15 protein-coding genes are annotated in these 18,090 nt (G+C 47.1%); 7 read left to right on the forward strand and 8 right to left on the reverse strand.

The features are described 5' to 3' along the window. The first annotated feature begins 9 nt into the window (after positions 1 to 9). Genes HMPREF9447_RS25175 through HMPREF9447_RS25195 form a run of 5 tightly spaced genes read left to right on the forward strand, consistent with a single transcriptional unit; the run spans position 10 to position 6,312 of the window. A complete protein-coding gene (locus HMPREF9447_RS25175) occupies positions 10 to 1,317 on the forward strand; it encodes a glucoamylase family protein (protein ID WP_009132484.1) in 1,308 nt (435 codons plus the stop codon). Positions 1,318 to 1,329: 12 nt separating this feature from the next. Further along, complete coding sequence (locus HMPREF9447_RS25180) at positions 1,330 to 2,184, forward strand: endonuclease/exonuclease/phosphatase family protein (RefSeq protein ID WP_009132485.1); 855 nt, start codon at positions 1,330 to 1,332, stop codon at positions 2,182 to 2,184. Positions 2,185 to 2,207: 23 nt separating this feature from the next. Beyond that, on the forward strand, positions 2,208 to 3,776 hold the full coding sequence (locus HMPREF9447_RS25185) for a sulfatase family protein (protein ID WP_009132486.1): 1,569 nt from the start codon (positions 2,208 to 2,210) through the stop codon (positions 3,774 to 3,776). A 32-nt stretch (positions 3,777 to 3,808) separates the two neighbouring features. Next, entirely contained in the window at positions 3,809 to 5,533 is a 1,725-nt protein-coding gene (locus HMPREF9447_RS25190; RefSeq protein WP_044138733.1) for a family 43 glycosylhydrolase, read from the forward strand. An 8-nt stretch (positions 5,534 to 5,541) separates the two neighbouring features. Next, positions 5,542 to 6,312, forward strand: a complete 771-nt coding sequence (locus tag HMPREF9447_RS25195) for a carboxylesterase family protein (RefSeq protein ID WP_009132488.1) — start codon at positions 5,542 to 5,544, stop codon at positions 6,310 to 6,312. 86 nt (positions 6,313 to 6,398) lie between these two features. Here HMPREF9447_RS25195 and HMPREF9447_RS25200 read toward each other — a convergent pair whose 3' ends face one another. The 5 genes from HMPREF9447_RS25200 to rpoN all read right to left on the reverse strand — a co-directional run bounded on the left by HMPREF9447_RS25200 (position 6,399) and on the right by rpoN (position 11,607). Continuing rightward, positions 6,399 to 8,246 (reverse strand): 4-hydroxy-3-methylbut-2-en-1-yl diphosphate synthase, encoded by a 1,848-nt coding sequence (locus HMPREF9447_RS25200; protein ID WP_009132489.1) that lies wholly within the window; start codon positions 8,244 to 8,246, stop codon positions 6,399 to 6,401. Between the two features lie 110 nt (positions 8,247 to 8,356). Beyond that, positions 8,357 to 8,866, reverse strand: a complete 510-nt coding sequence (purE, locus tag HMPREF9447_RS25205; protein ID WP_009132490.1) for a 5-(carboxyamino)imidazole ribonucleotide mutase — start codon at positions 8,864 to 8,866, stop codon at positions 8,357 to 8,359. An 81-nt stretch (positions 8,867 to 8,947) separates the two neighbouring features. Continuing rightward, positions 8,948 to 9,328 carry a glycine cleavage system protein GcvH gene (gcvH, locus tag HMPREF9447_RS25210; RefSeq protein WP_009132491.1) on the reverse strand — a complete coding sequence of 127 codons (381 nt, stop codon included), beginning with the start codon at positions 9,326 to 9,328 and terminating at the stop codon, positions 8,948 to 8,950. Between the two features lie 32 nt (positions 9,329 to 9,360). Then, positions 9,361 to 10,026, reverse strand: coding sequence for a phosphatase PAP2 family protein (locus tag HMPREF9447_RS25215; RefSeq protein WP_009132492.1), 666 nt, complete (start codon positions 10,024 to 10,026; stop codon positions 9,361 to 9,363). A gap of 90 nt (positions 10,027 to 10,116) precedes the next feature. Next, the gene (gene rpoN, locus HMPREF9447_RS25220) at positions 10,117 to 11,607 is read right to left on the reverse strand and encodes an RNA polymerase factor sigma-54 (protein ID WP_009132493.1); all 1,491 of its coding nucleotides are present in this window, start codon (positions 11,605 to 11,607) and stop codon (positions 10,117 to 10,119) included. Positions 11,608 to 11,837: 230 nt separating this feature from the next. Between rpoN and HMPREF9447_RS25225 the strand changes: the two genes are divergently transcribed. After that, the gene (locus HMPREF9447_RS25225; protein WP_044138734.1) at positions 11,838 to 13,211 is read left to right on the forward strand and encodes an aminopeptidase P family protein; all 1,374 of its coding nucleotides are present in this window, start codon (positions 11,838 to 11,840) and stop codon (positions 13,209 to 13,211) included. An 87-nt stretch (positions 13,212 to 13,298) separates the two neighbouring features. Here the strand turns inward: HMPREF9447_RS25225 and HMPREF9447_RS25230 are convergent, their stop codons facing one another. Then, a complete protein-coding gene (locus tag HMPREF9447_RS25230) occupies positions 13,299 to 14,177 on the reverse strand; it encodes a PepSY-like domain-containing protein (RefSeq protein WP_009132495.1) in 879 nt (292 codons plus the stop codon). Between the two features lie 181 nt (positions 14,178 to 14,358). Here HMPREF9447_RS25230 and HMPREF9447_RS25235 point away from each other — a divergent pair, with 181 nt between their 5' ends. Continuing rightward, positions 14,359 to 15,528: a DUF418 domain-containing protein gene (locus HMPREF9447_RS25235; protein ID WP_009132496.1), complete on the forward strand. Its 1,170-nt coding sequence runs from the start codon at positions 14,359 to 14,361 to the stop codon at positions 15,526 to 15,528. Positions 15,529 to 15,615: 87 nt separating this feature from the next. Here the strand turns inward: HMPREF9447_RS25235 and HMPREF9447_RS25240 are convergent, their stop codons facing one another. Beyond that, positions 15,616 to 16,659 (reverse strand): Fic family protein, encoded by a 1,044-nt coding sequence (locus HMPREF9447_RS25240; protein ID WP_009132497.1) that lies wholly within the window; start codon positions 16,657 to 16,659, stop codon positions 15,616 to 15,618. A 103-nt stretch (positions 16,660 to 16,762) separates the two neighbouring features. After that, positions 16,763 to 18,061, reverse strand: coding sequence for an HlyD family secretion protein (locus HMPREF9447_RS25245; RefSeq protein ID WP_009132498.1), 1,299 nt, complete (start codon positions 18,059 to 18,061; stop codon positions 16,763 to 16,765). Between the last annotated feature and the right edge of the window lie 29 nt (positions 18,062 to 18,090).

Genomic DNA, 18,090 nt, shown 5'->3' on the forward strand with positions numbered 1-18,090 from the left:
TTGATTATTATGAGAATATTGATATATTTAATACTTTTGCTCTATCCATTCAGCCTGCTTCCGGCAGCTTCGGGGGGCAAGAAAGAGAAGTCATTGTCCGATGAAGAACTGATGACTCTGGTGCAGAAGCAAACTTTTCGTTACTTCTGGGATTACGGGCATCCGGTTTCGGGGCTGGCGCGCGAACGTAGTAATGGTAGCGATGATATTGTGACTATCGGCGGTTCGGGTTTCGGAGTGATGGCTATCATCGTCGGTGCGGAGCGTGGTTTCGTTACCCGCGAGCAGGCAGCGGAGCGTATGCTGAAGATTGTTAGCTTCCTGAACGACAAGAGCACGAACAGTTATCATGGCATCTGGGCGCACTGGATAGACGGGCAGACAGGAAAGACCGTCCCTTTCAGCCGGAAAGATGATGGAGCCGACCTGGTGGAATCTGCCTTTATGTTCGAAGGCTTGCTGGCTGCACACCAGTACTTTGACAAAGATACCCCGGTGGAAAGAAACATCCGGGGGCTTATCAACGGATTGTGGCGTCAGGCGGAATGGAACTGGTTCACCAATGGCGAAGACGTGCTTTACTGGCACTGGTCGCCTAATAACGGTTGGGCAATGAACCATCAGATTAAGGGGCATAATGAGTGTCACATCACTTATATCCTTGCCGCTGCTTCGCCCACCTATCCCATTGCGGAATCGGTGTATCATAAAGGATGGGCCAACTCCATCGTTTTCAGGAACGGTAAACAGTTCTATGATATAACATTGCCTTTGGGAACTGATTTTGGCGGCCCGCTGTTCTTTACCCATTATTCCTATATGGGGCTCGACCCGCGCGGATTGAAAGACCGTTATGCAGATTACGAGGAGCAGATGAAGGCTCATACTTTGATAAACCGTGCCTATTGCATCGACAACCCGAAGGGATACAAAGGATATGGTGCACAATGCTGGGGACTGACAGCCAGTGACGGGGATAAAGGTTATTCGGCCCATTGCCCCGGCAACGACCGTGGAGTGATTACTCCCACAGCTGCCTTGTCTTCCATCCCTTACGCGCCGGAATATTCGCTTCAGGCCATGCGCTACTTCTATGAAGAGTTGGGCGGTAAACTTTGGGGGGAATATGGTTTTAAGGATGCTTTCAACTTGACGGAGAACTGGTTTGCACCTTCGTATCTGGCCATCGACCAGGGACCTATTGTGGTGATGATTGAAAACTACCGCACGGGTCTCATCTGGAAGCTCTTTATGAGCCATCCGGATGTACAGAGCGGACTGAAGAAATTAGGGTTTACGTCCCCTTACTTAAAATAAATACAAGATACCATGAAAAAGATGTTTTTTAATAGTGTATTAGTTGCTTTCGTCCTGCTTGTCGCTTCGTGCGGCAGGCAGCCGGAAGCTAAGATTGATGTCATGTCGTACAATATTCGTCTGGACCACGTGGCAGATAGTCTGAACAACTGGAAGTACCGCAAGGATAATGCGGCAAAGATGATTGCCTACTATGCTCCCGATGTGGTGGGCATGCAGGAAGTCGTGAAGAACCAGTTGGACGATTTAAAGAACCGTCTTCCCCAATATACCGCTCTGGGCGTGGGGCGTGCGGATGGAAAGGAGGCAGGGGAATATTGTTCCCTTTTCTATAAGACGGACCGTTTTGAACTGATAAAGAGCGGAAATTTCGGTTTGAGCGAAACTCCCGATACGATTGGAGTGAAGGGATGGGATGCCGCTTGCGAGCGCATCGTGACCTGGGCTATCCTGAAAGATAAGGCCAGTGGCAAGAAACTGGCAGCTTTCAACACTCACTTCGACCACGTAGGGAAAGTGGCGCGTCGTGAGAGCGCCAAGTTACTGCTTGCGAAGATGCACGAACTTGCAGAGGGCTTGCCCATAATCCTGACGGGCGACTTCAACGGAACGGTAGACTCGGAACCAATTACTATCCTCTCTGGTGGTGGAATGAAGAACGCCTATTCCGTTGCCTCTACAGTCTACGGTCCGGCATGGAGCTTCCACAACTTTGGCCGCATCCCGGTTGAGAATCGCCAGTTGATTGATTTTATATTTGTCAACGGACAGGTGACTGCTGATAAGTTCCGGGTGATAGACGATAAACCGGATGACGGATATTTGTCAGACCATACCCCCATTATTGCCGGTCTGACGCTTCATTAATCATTTATTTGATATAGAAACCTATGAAAGACAAACTCTCTTTAGGGCTTGTCCTGCTCCCTTTTGTTCCTTCGGCAACGCTGCAGGGACAGGGGCAAGACATCCAAAATGAACGCCCTAACATTATCTTTATCATGAGTGATGACCATGCCCGTCAGGCAATGAGTATCTACGGGCATCCCATCGGTAAGGTCGCTCCGACTCCGAATATCGACCGTATCGGACACGAAGGAGCGGTTTTCCAGAATAACTACTGCTGCAACTCCATTTCCGGTCCGAGCCGTGCCGCCATCCTTACGGGTAAGCATAGTCACAAGAACGGTTTCATGAAGAACTGGGCAAAAGGTTTCGACGGCGCTCAACAAACGCTGCCGAAGATATTGCAGGCAAATGGCTACGAAACCGCCATCATCGGCAAATGGCACCTTATTTCCCGCCCGACCGGGTTCGACCATTGGATGATTCTCAACGACCAGGGAGAATATTGCAATCCGCATTTCATTACGGAGAAAGATACCACCCGTCACCTGGGATATGTGACGGACCTGATTACCCGTTACACGGAAGAGTGGCTCGACGGACGGAAAGATAAGAACAAGCCTTTCTTCCTGATGATGCACCATAAAGCAGTGCACCGCAACTGGGTGCCTGCCGAGAGACATTATCATCTGTATGAGCACACCACCTTCCCGCTTCCCGATAACTATTTCGATGCTTACGAGGGGCGCTATGCCGCACAGATGCAGAAGATGAATATATATTGTGACATGTACGAGGGCCACGACCTGAAAATGGTTGCCGGTATGGACAGCGACAGCCTGCTGTTCGACCCTTGGCCGCATGCTTTCTTGGGGACTATGGAGCCGGATGAGCGCCGCCGTTTCCTCGATGCATATCGTGACCGTAATAATGAGTTCTACTCTAAGCAACGTTCTTTCAAAGAAGTAGCGGAGTGGAAATACCAGCGTTACCTGCAAGATTATATGGGCGTTGTGGCAAGCGTGGACGAAAGTGTGGGAGAGATTCTGGACTACCTGAAACGTACCGGACTGGACAAGAACACAATAGTTGTCTACACCACCGACCAGGGCTTCTATCTGGGTGAGCATGGATGGTTCGACAAACGTTTTATGTACGAAGAGTCCTTCGGCATGCCGATGGTGATGCGCTGGCCGGGGCATATCAAACCGGAAACCCAGGTGACCGGACTGACGCAGAACATTGATTTTGCACCTACCTTCCTGGATATGTGCGGCATTGAAGTTCCCCGGGATATGCAGGGCGTGTCTTTCCGTCCGTTGGTGGAGAAGGGAAAAACGCCGCGTGACTGGCGTAAATCGCTCTATTATCATTATTATGAGTTTCCCGGCTTCCATAGTGTCCGTGCACACTATGGCGTGAAGATGGAGCGCTATAAACTGATGCACTTCTACGTGGATGACAAGTGGGAACTGTATGACTTAAAGACCGACCCGACCGAAATGCATAACCTGTATGGGAAAAAAGGCATGGAAAAGGTTACCGCCGAACTTATGGCTGAACTTGAACGTTTACAGAAGCAATATGATGTTCCCGGCGAACTGTGCAAATGAACGAACCCGATAAAAAAACAGAGATGAAGAATATGAAATACCTATTACTGACCGTAGCCTGCCTGATTGCATGGACTACCCTTCCGGCGCAGGATATGCGTCAGGATACCTACTGTAATCCTCTGAACATCGATTACACGTATATGATTTATAATTCCGACCGGGATATTTCCTACCGTTCGGGCGCCGACCCCGCAGTGGTGGAGTTCCGGGGAGAATATTATATGTTCGTCACCCGTTCGCATGGCTACTGGCGTTCGAGCGATTTGCTGAATTGGGAGTTTGTGCGCCCCGGAAAGAACTGGTATCCGCAAGGGTGTAATGCTCCGGCGGCACACAACTATAAGGATTCCGTGCTCTATGTAGCCGGTGATCCTTCCGGTTCTATGAGTATCCTGTATACCGATAATCCGGCTTCGGGCGATTGGGAAGCAACGCCAGCCATCCTGCACAACCTGCAGGACCCTGATTTGTTCATCGACGACGATGGCAAAGCTTACATGTTCTGGGGTTCATCCAACGTCTATCCCATCCGTGGTATGGAGCTGGATAAGAACCACCGCTTCACGAAGAAGGGCGAGACGAAAGAGCTCTTTAACCTGGATATGCCCAAGCATGGCTGGGAACGTTTCGGCGAGAATCATACGGACACTGTGCTGGGCGGATATATCGAAGGTCCCTGGCTGACGAAACACAACGGGAAATACTATATGCAATACGGTGCACCGGGCACAGAGTTTAATGTCTACGCTGACGGTGTCTATGTGGCAGACCACCCGATGGGACCTTATACCTATCAGAAGCACAATCCCGTTTCCTATAAACCGGGCGGATATATGAATGGTGCCGGACATGGAAGCACTGTACTTGGACCCGGCGGGCAGTACTGGCATTTTGCTTCGATGTCCCTCTCCATTAATGTGAACTGGGAACGACGCCTTTGTATGTTCCCTGCCGGGTTCGATAAAGACGGCATTATGTATTGCGACACCCGTTTCGGAGATTACCCCCGCTATGCACCTGCCGTTCCGGGTAAAGCCGGTGAGTTCAGGGGCTGGATGCTGCTTTCCTATGGCAAACCGGTCACAGCTTCTACTACAAAAGGGGAGTTCCAACCATCTGCACTGACGGATGAACTCACTAAGACCTTCTGGTTGGCCGAAGCCAACGATGAGCGCCAATGGGTAATGATCGATTTGGAGAAGCCTGCCGATGTATGTGCCATTCAGATTAACTATCATGACTATCAGAGTGACATGTACGGCCGTTACGAAGACCTCCGCCACCGTTACATCATTGAAGGCTCGCTGGACGGACAGGACTGGAAAGTGCTGGTGGACCGCAAAGAGAGCTACAAGGATACTCCGAACGATTATGTAGAACTGTCCCTGCCCGAACCGGCACGATATATCCGCTACAAGAACATAGACGTACCTACTCCGAACCTGGCTATTTCCGAGCTTCGCGTATTCGGACTGGGTACAGGCAAGGCACCACAACAACCGAAAAAGCTGTTTCTTGACCGCTATGCCGACCGTCGTGACATCGCCATCGGTTGGGAGCCTGTAAAAGGTGCGCAGGGCTACAACGTGTTGTGGGGCATCGCTCCCGATAAACTTTACAGTTCCTGGATGGTGTATGGTAAGAATGACCTGCTGATGAAATCTCTCACTACCGACCAGGATTATTATTTCTGTGTGGAGGCATTCAATGAAAATGGTGTATCTTTACGCTCAGAAGTAAAACATGTAAAATAGTGATTCAGATGAAACGAATAATCAGTGTAGTTTGCGTGCTGTTCTCTTTGTTGTCCCTTTCGGCACAGGAGACTTATCAGAAAGAAACCTTTATTTCTTCCCGCGGTGATACGTTGCCCTATCGCCTGCTTCTTCCCGAAACGGCGAAAGCCGGAGAAAAATACCCTTTAGTGCTTTTCCTGCACGGTGCCGGAGAGCGTGGCAACGACAATGAAAGACAGTTGACGCATGGAGGACAGATGTTCCTCAATCCGGTAAACAGAGAGAAGTATCCTGCATTCGTGCTTGTGCCGCAATGTCCTGTGGCAGGTTATTGGGCGTATATGGAACGTCCTGCTTCATTCATGCCGGGTGAGATGCCATTGGATAATCCCCTCACTCCTGTATTTCAGACAGTGAAAGATTTGCTGGATACGTACTTGGCAATGCCGCAGGTTGATAAGAACCGCATTTATATAATAGGGCTCTCCATGGGCGGCATGGGTACGTTTGATATGGCTATCCGTTATCCTGAGATATTCGCAGCCGCAGTTCCTGTCTGCGGAACGGTGAACCCTGCCCGATTGAAAGCTGCCAAACAGGTGAAATTCCGTATCTTCCACGGCGATGCCGACAATGTGGTTACTCCGGAAGGTTCGCGTGCGGCATATAAAGCCTTGAAAGCAGCAGGTGCTGACGTAGAATACATCGAATTCCCCGGTTGCAATCATGGCAGTTGGAATCCTGCATTCAATTATCCCGGATTTATGGAGTGGATATTCAGTCAGAAGAAAAAATGAAATTGATGAAACTCTCTTATTTTGTGGGCACTCTTTTAGGAGAGTGCCCTTTTCATTTCCTGTGGTACTCTAAGTATTTTCTTATTTTATAGATTATTCTCTGTATAATCCCCATTCGCTTTAATCAGCTCGATCAGCTTTTCCACCGCTTCTTCTTCGGGAATGTTCTTTTCGATGCATTCTTTCTTCTTATACAGGCTGACTTTCCCGCGTCCGGCACCCACGTAACCATAGTCGGCATCCGCCATTTCGCCCGGGCCGTTCACTATGCATCCCATGATACCTATCTTCAAGCCTTTCAGATGCGAGGTTGCCGCTTTCACGCGGGCTATGGTGCTTTGTAAATCGAACAGGGTGCGGCCGCAACCGGGACAGGAGATGAACTCCGTCTTGCTGGTACGCACGCGTCCGGCTTGCAGGATGCCGAAGGCGGTGGCGTCTACCACGGCATGGCTGAGGCTTCCCTGATTGAACAGGAAGATACCGTCGCACAAACCATCGAAGATAAGCGCTCCCATGTCAGCGGCAGATTTTATCTGTAAGTCTTCCGCCTCATTTTCCATGTAGTGCTGGAAGAAAACAACCGGGTTTTTCAATCCCTCTTTCATCAATTGATGAACCAGGGCGCGGTGTTCGCCGAGCCGGTTGGGGTGGTTGCTTTGTGACACAATCACTACTTCGGGATGATGTTTCAGGCAGGCAATCACCTCCTCTGTCTGTGCCATGTAGGGCATGAAAAGAAACTTCAAATCTGCCTGGCAACTACCCATGAGGGGGAGTTGCTCGTAGTTGAAAGCAGGATACGTTCCGACTTCTCCTTGCCATACGTCGGCATCGAGGATATATTCTACTCCCTGCTCGCGTACTTCCGGCAGTGCACGGCCTGCATAGATATAATCGGGAGTGAATTGCGGGTTCGTTTCAAACTTTCCGTCCATGCGCTCGGCAATCACTACCGGCAGATGTTCTCCGCCAATGTTGCGCACGGCTGCCGTTTCGCGCCGGGAGGGGGAGAGGTAGTTGAAGTCTTCCGCTTCCACTCCGGGAATGTAGGGATGGTTCTGATGCTGCATGATGTAGTCTACCAGTTTGCGGGCAACAGGTATCTCTGCCTCGGGTGCTTCGCTCAAAGACACACGGATGGTGTCACCCAGACCATCGGATAGTAAGGCACCGATGCCCAGGGCGGACTTGATGCGTCCGTCTTCACCGTCTCCGGCTTCCGTTACGCCAAGGTGCAGGGGGAAGTGCATTCCCTCTTTCTCCATCACGGCAGCCAGCAGGCGTACGGTCTTCACCATCACCACCGTATTAGAGGCCTTGATGGAAATCACGACGTCTGTGAAGTTCTCTTCCACACAGATGCGCAGGAATTCCATGCATGACTCCACCATACCTTCCGGTGTATCGCCATAGCGGGACATAATGCGGTCGGACAGTGAGCCGTGGTTCACGCCGATGCGGATGGCTGTGTAGTTCTCCTTGCAGATATTGAGGAAGGGGACGAAGCGGTCGCGTATCTTTTGCAACTCCTGTGCGTACTCCTCGTCCGTATATTCCAGATGCTTGAAGGTGCGGGCGGCGTCCACATAATTGCCCGGATTGATGCGTACCTTCTCCACATACTGTGCCGCTACGTCGGCCACCTTCGGGTTGAAGTGGATGTCGGCTACTAACGGAACCATATATCCGTCCTGGCGCAGTGCGGCGTTGATGTTCATCAGATTTTCCGCTTCCTTGATGCCTTGTGCCGTGAGGCGCACGTATTCGCCTCCTGCATCTACAATCTGTTTAGCTTGTGCCGCGCAGGCTTCGGTATCCTGTGTGGCAGTGTTCGTCATACTCTGTATGCGTATAGGATTGGAGCCGCCCATAGGGGTGGCTCCAATGTTTACTTCTGATGTTTCCCGACGGGAATAGTTGAATAAATCCACGATATTTAGTGATTAGTGGTTAGTGATTAGTGATTAACGATTGGTGATATATAAAACTACTATAGTACAGCCTGCTTATCACTAATCACTAACCACTTATCACTCCTTATTTAGTTCGTTTTAAATTCGTACTTCACCCCTTTCAGCTCCTCGTTCGCCTTTACGATTTTCTTTTTCAGTCCTTCTTTGTAGGCTGCGAAGGTTTCGGCAAGGTTTTCGTCGCTCAAAGCCAGCATCTGTACGGCAAGAATGGCGGCGTTCATGGTGCCATTGATGGCAACTGTGGCTACGGGGATTCCGGGTGGCATCTGAATGATAGAATAGAGTGCATCTACGCCATCCAGAACAGAACCTTTAACGGGAACTCCGATAACGGGCAGTGTCGTGTTGGCTGCGATGACTCCGGGCAGCGCGGCGGCCATGCCGGCTGCTGCAATAATCACTTTCACACCGCGTCCGCGGGCATTCTTGGCAAAATCTTCTACTGCTTCCGGCGTGCGGTGGGCAGAGAGAGCGTTCATTTCGAACGGTACATGTAAATCATTTAGCAGTTGAGCCGCCTTTTCCATAACAGGAAGGTCGGAGGTGCTGCCCATGATGATGCTTACTAATGGAGACATAATTATTTAGTTATTAGTGGTTAGTGATTAGTGATTAGTAAGCTGATATTGCGCAGCCGACTAATCACTAATCACTAATAGTTAATCGTTAATCAATGCTTTATAGGCGGCAGCATCCAGCAGGGAGTCGAAGTCAGCGTCAGCGGCCGGTTTCATCTTGATGAGCCAACCTTCGCCGTACGGGTCTTTGTTTACCAGTTCCGGTTGGTCGGCAAGGGCTTCATTCTGTTCCAGAATCTCTCCGCCTACGGGCAGGAAAAGGTCTGAAATGGTTTTCACTACTTCAATGGTTCCGAATACCTCATCGGCAGCCAGCGTTTCGCCTTCTGCCTGGATATCTACGAATACGATGTCACCCAGTTGTGACTGAGCGTAATCGGTGATTCCTACATAAGCTACATCGCCTTCAAGGCGTATCCACTCGTGTTCTTTGGTGTACTTTACATTTTCCGGGAAATTCATGATCATTATTTTTAAAGGTTAATACTGTTATATCAAAAGAGGAAAATACGGAACAGGATATTGCTCAGCGGATGAAGCACCAATAAGGAACAAATCAATCCGACGGCAAAACCTACCAGTACTTCTCCTAATGTATGATGTTGCAAAATGATGCGTGCTGTGCCCAAAACACCTGCAATGAGGATGAACAGACACAGCCACCAGATGGGGTTGTATCCGAACAAGGCGCTGAAAGATACTAGTCCGCCTACAATGGCTCCCACACCTGCCATGTGTTCGCTTAACTTCCATTTCAGATTGAGGATGATGCAGATAATCATCATGATGAGGGCGGCAAGGATAATTCCCGTCATGTACCAGGGGATATTGAGTCGATGCATCATCACCAGACAGAATACGTATGAGGTTATGGTGAGTAGGAACGGCATGAAGCGACGCTTTCGTTCGCCCAGATCTTCGGGACTAAAACCGTTGATTTTACGGAACAGGAAGATGGTGAGTGTCGGCATGAGGATGGTGAAGCAGTACACTACTCCCAGCACGATCAGCTTATACTGAATAGGCATGATGCGCAAATATGAGAACAGGAATAAAATCAGGAATGCCAGAAAAGGGATGGAAAACGGCGTAAATATGGCCGAAATCACGCGGGCTGTCCTGATTAAGGTTCTGTCTGCTACGATATGTTGTTCTTCCATTGAATTCTCAAATTAATAATTAATAATGAAAGGATGAAAGGGGGCCACATAGTTTTCATTCTTTCATTATTTAACTCTTTCATTCCCCCATTACTTCCTCAGTCTGGCCACAGGTATATTTAACTGTTGCCTGTATTTAGCCACGGTACGACGGGCTATCGGATAACCTTTCTCTTTTAGAATTTCTGTTAGTTCATCATCCGTATAGGGCTTCTTTTTATCTTCGTTGTCAATGCATTCCTTCAGAATCTTCCGGATTTCGCGTACAGACATTTCTTCGCCGTCTTCGGTGACATAACCGTCGTTGAAGAAGAACTTTAATGAATAGATGCCGTAGTTGGTCTGCACATATTTACTGTTACTGACGCGGGAAATAGTCGAAATATCCAGTCCGGTACGTTCTGCAACATCCTTCAATATCATAGGGCGGAGCAGCGATTCGTCTCCTTCGAGGAAGAAAGGGCGTTGCAGGTCGATGATGGCTTGCATGGTAGTCATCAGCGTATTTTGGCGTTGTTTCACGGCATCAATGAAGCCTTGTGCTGCATCCATTTTCTGTTTCAAAAACATCATGGCTTCTTTGGATTCTTTCGACTGGTTTGCCTTGTTTTTGGTGTGCTCCTCCACCATTTCGGTGAAGTCGCGGCTCATACGCAGTTCCGGTACGTTGCGGTTGTTTAACGTCAGGCCGATGGTGCCGTCATCGTAAGTGTCTACTATGAAGTCAGGAATGATTTGTTGCATGTTCCGTCCAATGGCTTCACCCAAGGATGCGCCTGGACGTGGATTCAGTTTGCAGATTTCCTTGATGGCTTGTTCGAAGGCGTCTTCTTCCAGACCGAGCTTCTGCTGTATCTTGTCCCAGTGCTTGCGGGTGAATTCCTCGTAGCATTCGGAGATGATGGCTTCTTCTATATAAAGCAAAGGGTTTGGGGTGAAGTGTTGTTGCTCTATCTTACGGCGAATCTGGATGAGCAAACACTCTTGCAGGTTGCGGGCACCCAGTCCGGGAGGATCAAAATCCTGAATGACTTTCAATGCTTCATCCAGTTCTTCCGGGGTACATTCGACGCCGGCGTAAATGGCAAGTTCGTCGCAGATGCTGTCCAGTGATTTACGCAGCAAACCGTCGTCGTCCAGTGAGCCGATCAGATATTCTGCCAGTTCGCGCTGGTGGTCGGTCAGGTTGCGCTCGCCCAACTGCTCTTTCAGGGTTTCGTAGAAGGATATGGCATCGGAGAAAGGAATCTCTTCTGCTTGTTCGCCTTTGCTGCGGTTGTTTTCCTGCAATTTATAGTCGGGGATGTCGTCCTCGCTCAGATAGTCGCTCAATGAGTCGTACTCATTGGCTCCATTGTCTTCGGCAGAACTATCTGCGTCCGGACTGTCAGAAAAGTCATCGCTTGCCGTATCCTCTTTCCCTTCTTCCAGGGCAGGATTTTCCAGAAGTTCCGCATGTATACGGTCTTCCAACTCTACGGCAGGCAACTCCAGTAGTTTGACTACCAGAATTTGTTGAGGCGATAGTGTCTGTACCTGCTGTTGCGCCTGAGTTTGTACTTGTCTGGAACCTTGTGCCATACTAAATTCTTTTCTTTATACTCGCCACAAAAATAGTGAATAGTTCGGGGATAAGCTGCATTTCGGCATAACTTTTTCATGTAAGCATGAAAGCTATGCGCTCAATTTGCACTATCTTTGCTAAAAGTGAAGATAACCTGCACCTCAGCATTAAAAATGAGCAAGCTTATTTTGTACTGCTTTCGGTTTGCATTATCTTTGCGAATATCAACTTAAAAAATAGCAACGTTATGTTTGATAAAGAAACTTATGTGCAGCGCAGAGCCCTGCTGAAAAGAAATATCGGCTCCGGAGTATTGTTGTTCCTGGGAAATGATGAACAGGGATTAAATTACGAGGATAATGCTTTCCGCTATCGTCAAGATTCCACTTTCCTTTACTATTTTGGCTTGTCCTTTGCTGGACTTTCCGCTATAATTGATGTAGACGAGGATAAAGAAATCATCTTTGGAGATGAATTGACTATTGATCATATCGTGTGGATGGGCACGCAACCTACTCTGAAAGAAAAAAGCGAACGGGTAGGCATCAGAGAGACACAACCTTCGGCTGAGATTGTCAGTTATCTGCACAAGGCTGTGCGGAAAGGGCAGACGGTGCATTATCTACCTCCTTATCGTCCTGAACATAAATTGAAATTGATGGATTGGCTGGGTATTCCGCCTGCACGTCAGGAGGGCTCAGTGCCGTTTATCCGTGCGGTGGTGGCTCAGCGTAACTATAAATCTGCCGAAGAAATCGTAGAGATAGAAAAGGCGTGCGACGTCACTGCTGATATGCACATCAAAGCTATGGAGGTAATTCGTCCGGGTATGTACGAATATGAGGTAGTGGCAGAGATGAACCGCGTTGCAGAAATGAATAATTGCGAACTCTCTTTCCCGACGATTGCTACAATTAACGGTCAGACTTTGCATAATCATTATCATGGCAATAAGATTAAACCGGGCGACTTGTTTCTGATTGATGCCGGAGCCGAACTCCCGTCGGGCTATTGCGGCGATATGTCGTCTACCGTGCCTGCTGATAAGACGTTTACTTCGAAGCAGCGTGCTGTTTATGAAATTCAGAATGCCATGCATCTGGAATCTGTGAAGGCACTCCGTCCGGGTATTCCTTATATGGAGGTTTATGACTTGTCCGCCCGCGTCATGGTGGAAGGTCTGAAAGGACTGGGACTGATGAAGGGGAATGCGGATGATGCTGTTCACGAAGGTGCTCATGCGTTGTTCTATCCTCATGGCTTGGGACACATGATGGGGTTGGATGTTCACGATATGGAGAATCTGGGCGAAGTCTGGGTAGGATATGACGGCCAGCCTAAGAGTACGCAGTTTGGACGCAAATCGCAACGTCTTGCCATTCCTTTGGAACCGGGCTTTGTACATACCGTTGAGCCGGGTATTTATTTCATCCCCGAACTGATTGATATGTGGAAAGGGGAAAAGAAATTCATGGACTTCATCAACTACGATAAAGTGGAAGAATATCGCGACTTTGGCGGTATCCGCAACGAGGAGGATTATCTTATCACTGAAACCGGTGCCCGCCGCTTAGGCAAGAAGATACCGTTGACGCCGGAAGAGGTGGAGGCTTTGAGATAAAATAGAAATTGTTAAGAAGTTATTTCATAAATGATAATTTAGCGCTATGCGCTAAATTATCATTTACTTGTGATATAGCACTTGTCCTCAGATAATTTGTCCGTCTTCCGTGATTTTAACTTTCACCTCATTCTTTCCTTGTTCCAGTTCCACCAGATAATAATTTCCGGCAGGAGTTTCAAAATATTCGGCATCGTCCACTACGTAACCGCTGTATTGTGAAGCATTGATGGCTTCTGTCACCTTTGCCGGAAGTGTATATACATCCCATGATGTTGAAATCCATTCATACGTTGTGCTGAGCAATACTTCTTTGCTGCGGTTGTCATGTATAATATCAATTTCAATCACTCCGTGCTCTGCTTCAATTTCGATGATGCGGGCATTGGGGTAGTTCTCTTGTATAAATTCTGTTGCGGCAGTCATCATTTCCGATGGCGTGTCCGGCAGCAGTGATTCATTATCGCCGTCACCATCATCATTTACGGCTTTGATGAGGATGCCGTCTGCCGAATAATGCAAATCCATATCTACATCCTGTGGAGACTCCACTTCAATGATATAAATGATTTCTTTCACGGCAGCACGCTCAATGCGGTCTACTTCATTATCTCTTTTCCAGGAAGCATATTCGCTGCTCTCGAAAGAAGTTTTCACGGCTTGCGGAATAGCATTGTACGGCATTTCCGTTTCTGTCATGTACCAGGTGCCGTCTGCGGTGTACCAGGCTTCTGTTTTATAACCGTTGTCGCTCTTGTTGTTGAACTCCGCTTTGTAGTATTGTCCTTTCGAAACGGTTTTGGTTTCCCAACTTAGATTGGAAGTGTTGGAGAAGTTGCTGTCGAATGTATTGCGTACAACCTCGGGAACTTTGGAACTTGGGAGGTCATCATCATTGTCGTTACTGCAACTTTGCAAGCCTATCATGCCCATAGCCAACAGGGCAAAATACATTTTCAATTTCATAGCTATTTGTTCTTTTAGTGTTATTAATGTTATTATTTTGTCAGATTATTACTGATTATACTGCAAAGATGGCGGGCAATTCTGGAAGAAATTGGGAATTTGGGGGCAAAAGTGGATTATAAATTCTATATTTGCGATTTTAACATTAACAAAGGCTGATTGCTAATGAATTTATAATAATATGGTACAAAAATTAGGAGAACACACGCGTATTGATGTAGCCGACGTGCTGCGCGGATTGGCCGTTATGGGCATCATTGTATTACATTCTATCGAGCATTTCAATTTCTATTCATTTCCTGATACATCTACCCAGAGCGCCTGGCTCAACTTTTCAGATAAGGCGATATGGGACGGACTTTTCTTTATGTTCGGAGGGAAAGCTTATGCTGTTTTTGCTTTGCTGTTCGGTTTCAGCTTCTTCATTCAGGACAATAACCAACGCATGCGTGGTAAGGATTTCCGTTTGCGTTTCTGCTGGCGATTAGTGTTGTTATTCATTTTTGGTAATATAAATGCTGCATTCTTTACGGCCGAAGTACTGGTGCTCTACTCTTTGGTAGGTTTTATTCTGCCGCTCACCTGCCGGTTGAAGGATAAATGGTTATTTGTCCTGGCTTGTGTGTTGCTGATACAGCCGTTGCCACTTTATTATGTGATACGTGCTTGCATAGATTCCTCTTTTGTGACACCTTCTATTCCTACGGGGAGTTTCTGGGGAGCTGCTTTCCAAGTCCAAAGCCACGGTACATTTCTCGAAACTGTGCGTGTGAATTTGTGGGAGGGACAGATTGCCAGCCTTGCTTGGGCATGGGATCACGGACGTGTATTCCAGACTGCTGCTCTCTTCTTGTTCGGTCTGTTGATTGGACGTCGGGGACTTTTCCTGAAAGAAAACCTGAAAGTGTGGAATAAGGTGCTTTGTGGTGCCCTTATCGCTTTCTTTCCTTTGTACGGATTGGGTAATATGCTTCCGGATTTTATTACTAATAAATCCATTCTTGCCCCTCTCTCCCTTATCGTCACTTCACTTTCTAAGTTTTCATTTATGCTGATACTGGTGTCAGGTGTCATCCTTGCCTTCTACCGGACGAACTTGCACGGGTGGTTGATGAAGATTACTCCTTATGGTAAGATGAGTCTCACCAACTATATCACCCAAAGCATCATCGGCTCGCTGATTTTCTATAATTGGGGGCTTGCTATGCACTCTCAGTTGGGTATTACCGCCAGCTTCCTGGTAGGTGTGCTTCTTTTCTTCGTCCAGTTTGCTTTCTGCTGCTGGTGGATGAAGCGGCATGCTCATGGGCCGTTGGAGTACTTGTGGAAACGGGCGACTTGGTTGAAATGAAATAAGCATGAAAGATCAGGATAGAATCATTGTATTTCTTTTCCTGATCTTTCTTGCAGACTCAATTCGTATTGCTATTGTCTAAAATCAATTTTGCCTGCCAGTTATTTTCCAGATACCGTTTTTATCTGCACCTATTCGGGTTAGAACGCCGCGTTCTTTAAGATTTGTAATATCTCTGCGGATAGTCCTTTCGTTTACATTAAGAGCGTTTGCAAGTTGATGGACAGTTATGTTTTCATTTTCTGCCATTAACTCTATGATTCGGTTTTCCCGACTTGTCGGTTTTACACGGACATTTTGATGGACATTTACACGGACATCTTTGTCCACTTTGATGTCGTCGTCTATTGAGGATTGATAATTGTGAATCATTTGTTCCAAATTGCGAATATGCTCATCAAACATAAAGTTTCGGAATAACTCAATATCATCATTCTCGCGCGTAGCAATAAGGGATTCTATATATTCGGCTTTGTGATTCTTGTTTATATTAGTTGGTATGATGCCAAACTCTAATTGTAGCTGATTCATTAATAAGCGAGACATTCTGCCGTTGCCGTCAGCCCAGGGATGAATCGTTACCAGTTGGAAGTGGGCATCAAAACTCAGTTTGTAGCACTCAATAATATCCTCTTTGATTAGAGCTTTCCGCCTTTGATTTATGCTTTCGCAAAGTTCTGCTAATCTGATAGGGACTTTCGAATAATTCATATACGAGCGTCCTCCTGTTCCTGCCGTAACATTTAGCAGGCGTAAATCACCATTTGCTGATGAAAATTCTCCTAAGGCAGTTTGATAGGTTGTTCCTGTATTTTTTAGGACTATGGAAGATAGCTGCTTTAACATATTGATGGAAATATCACTATGATTTTTAGCGAAAACAATGGATTGTTCGTATGCCGCCTTTAAATCTAAGTTCATCAACTGCTCTGCCATAGAACGGCCTTTAGCACTGATACCTTCATCAAATAGTAGTTGGTTCTCAACTTCTGTAACTGTAGACCCTTCAATGGCTGTGGAATGAGTAATAATAGAGTAGAGATAGAATTTGTCATAATCTATCTGTTTGTCTATACCTAACTCTTTAAATTGAGCCAATAAGGATAATATCTTCAGTTCTCTATTCATGATTCGTAATTCGAGGCTAAAGTTACAGAAATATCTTGTTTGGCAGATGTTTTCTGCAAAGAATTCGTGATAAAGCAAGAAAACCGTACGCTGAAGGTCTTTTTCAGAGATATTTCTCCCACAGATAACGGAGCGGACTGAGCAAACGTGCGGTTACGCTCCGTTCGTCTGTCATGACCTCTGCCGTGCCCGAAAGTTCTCCATTGAAGTCCAATTGCCTGCCGTAGGAAGTGCATAGGTTTTGTGGCAGGCTGACGGTAACGGTATATACGTTTTCTTCATTCGCCAATAGCGAAACAGACAACACTTCTCCGGTGAGGAAACCGAATTCCATGTACGGATATCCTGTGACGCTAATATTTACTCTCTGACCGGAAGTAACCTTACCCGAACCGCTGACCGGTAGTTTTATTTTCCCGATAATATCTCCCGGTGCGGACGTCACAATAGAGAATACTTTGTCTCCTGCATTGACATTCTGGTTCTTTTGCCATATATTGTTGTAGGACAGTATACCTCCAGCAGGGCTGATGAAAAGACACTCCAATTCCCAATCGCTGATGCTTACTTTCAAATCATTGAGAGCTGCTTTTAAGGAGGCATTTAGTGTATTGGCTTCACGACTGCGTTCCATGTGGATTTCAACAATATTCTGTCGTAGTTGTGCTTCCTGTATTCTGGCAGATGAGAGCGAGGTCATTAATTGTTCCTGTCCTTGTCTGCGATTTAGATAGGTCTGTTGTGCCTCTTCGTAATCTGCTTTCGATATCAGTCCTTTGTCGAATAATATCTTTTCACGTCCGTGGGTAGCAGATGCTATTTGCACCTGCTCTTTATCCAGTTCAGCTTGTTTGTTCAGGTGCAGGATATACTTTTGATATTCTTGCAGTTCTTTGCAAGCTGCCTGTTCTTTTTGCGTGTAGAGGTCTATTGAAAGGAAATTACGGTAATCCGTCAGACTTTTGATGAATGAAGCATACGTATTCTGTATGGTCCCGAGTTCCGGCTTCTCAGGAAAGATGGCTTGACAAATGCAACTGTCAGTCAGAATAAAAGTGGTGAGTCTCTCTTTTATATTAAGGACGTCAGTGGTGACAGCAGGGTTCTCCAGCACAGCTATGATGTCTCCTGCTTGCACCGTATCCCGGTCTTTACAGTATACTTCCTGCACCTTTCCGCTTCCTTTTGATACGATCCATACAGGTGGATGTTCGGTTGTGATAGTGATTTCAGCGCTTATGATATCCGGATATTTGAAGAAACAACCACCGATGAAAAGTAGTGCCAATACTCCGAAGAAAACTGTTATTCCCCATCTGATTAGTGCATGCGGCGGTCGTGTCAGTATCTCCTGCACCTCCTCACACCTTAATTCTATGTCTTTTTCTTCTTGCTTCTTCATAGCTCTCAACTTTTAACTCTCCACTCTCC

The sequence above is a fragment of the Bacteroides oleiciplenus YIT 12058 genome (assembly GCF_000315485.1).
Taxonomy (GTDB): Bacteria; Bacteroidota; Bacteroidia; order Bacteroidales; family Bacteroidaceae; genus Bacteroides; species Bacteroides oleiciplenus.

Coding starts and splice junctions, on each gene's coding strand:
- HMPREF9447_RS25175 (WP_009132484.1), top strand. CDS start 10: ATGAGAATATTGATATATTTAATACTTTTGCTCTATCCATTCAGCCTG.
- HMPREF9447_RS25180 (WP_009132485.1), top strand. CDS start 1,330: ATGAAAAAGATGTTTTTTAATAGTGTATTAGTTGCTTTCGTCCTGCTT.
- HMPREF9447_RS25185 (WP_009132486.1), top strand. CDS start 2,208: ATGAAAGACAAACTCTCTTTAGGGCTTGTCCTGCTCCCTTTTGTTCCT.
- HMPREF9447_RS25190 (WP_044138733.1), top strand. CDS start 3,809: ATGAAATACCTATTACTGACCGTAGCCTGCCTGATTGCATGGACTACC.
- HMPREF9447_RS25195 (WP_009132488.1), top strand. CDS start 5,542: ATGAAACGAATAATCAGTGTAGTTTGCGTGCTGTTCTCTTTGTTGTCC.
- purE (WP_009132490.1), bottom strand. CDS start 8,866: ATGTCTCCATTAGTAAGCATCATCATGGGCAGCACCTCCGACCTTCCT.
- gcvH (WP_009132491.1), bottom strand. CDS start 9,328: ATGAATTTCCCGGAAAATGTAAAGTACACCAAAGAACACGAGTGGATA.
- HMPREF9447_RS25215 (WP_009132492.1), bottom strand. CDS start 10,026: ATGGAAGAACAACATATCGTAGCAGACAGAACCTTAATCAGGACAGCC.
- rpoN (WP_009132493.1), bottom strand. CDS start 11,607: ATGGCACAAGGTTCCAGACAAGTACAAACTCAGGCGCAACAGCAGGTA.
- HMPREF9447_RS25225 (WP_044138734.1), top strand. CDS start 11,838: ATGTTTGATAAAGAAACTTATGTGCAGCGCAGAGCCCTGCTGAAAAGA.
- HMPREF9447_RS25230 (WP_009132495.1), bottom strand. CDS start 14,177: ATGAAATTGAAAATGTATTTTGCCCTGTTGGCTATGGGCATGATAGGC.
- HMPREF9447_RS25235 (WP_009132496.1), top strand. CDS start 14,359: ATGGTACAAAAATTAGGAGAACACACGCGTATTGATGTAGCCGACGTG.
- HMPREF9447_RS25240 (WP_009132497.1), bottom strand. CDS start 16,659: ATGAATAGAGAACTGAAGATATTATCCTTATTGGCTCAATTTAAAGAG.
- HMPREF9447_RS25245 (WP_009132498.1), bottom strand. CDS start 18,061: ATGAAGAAGCAAGAAGAAAAAGACATAGAATTAAGGTGTGAGGAGGTG.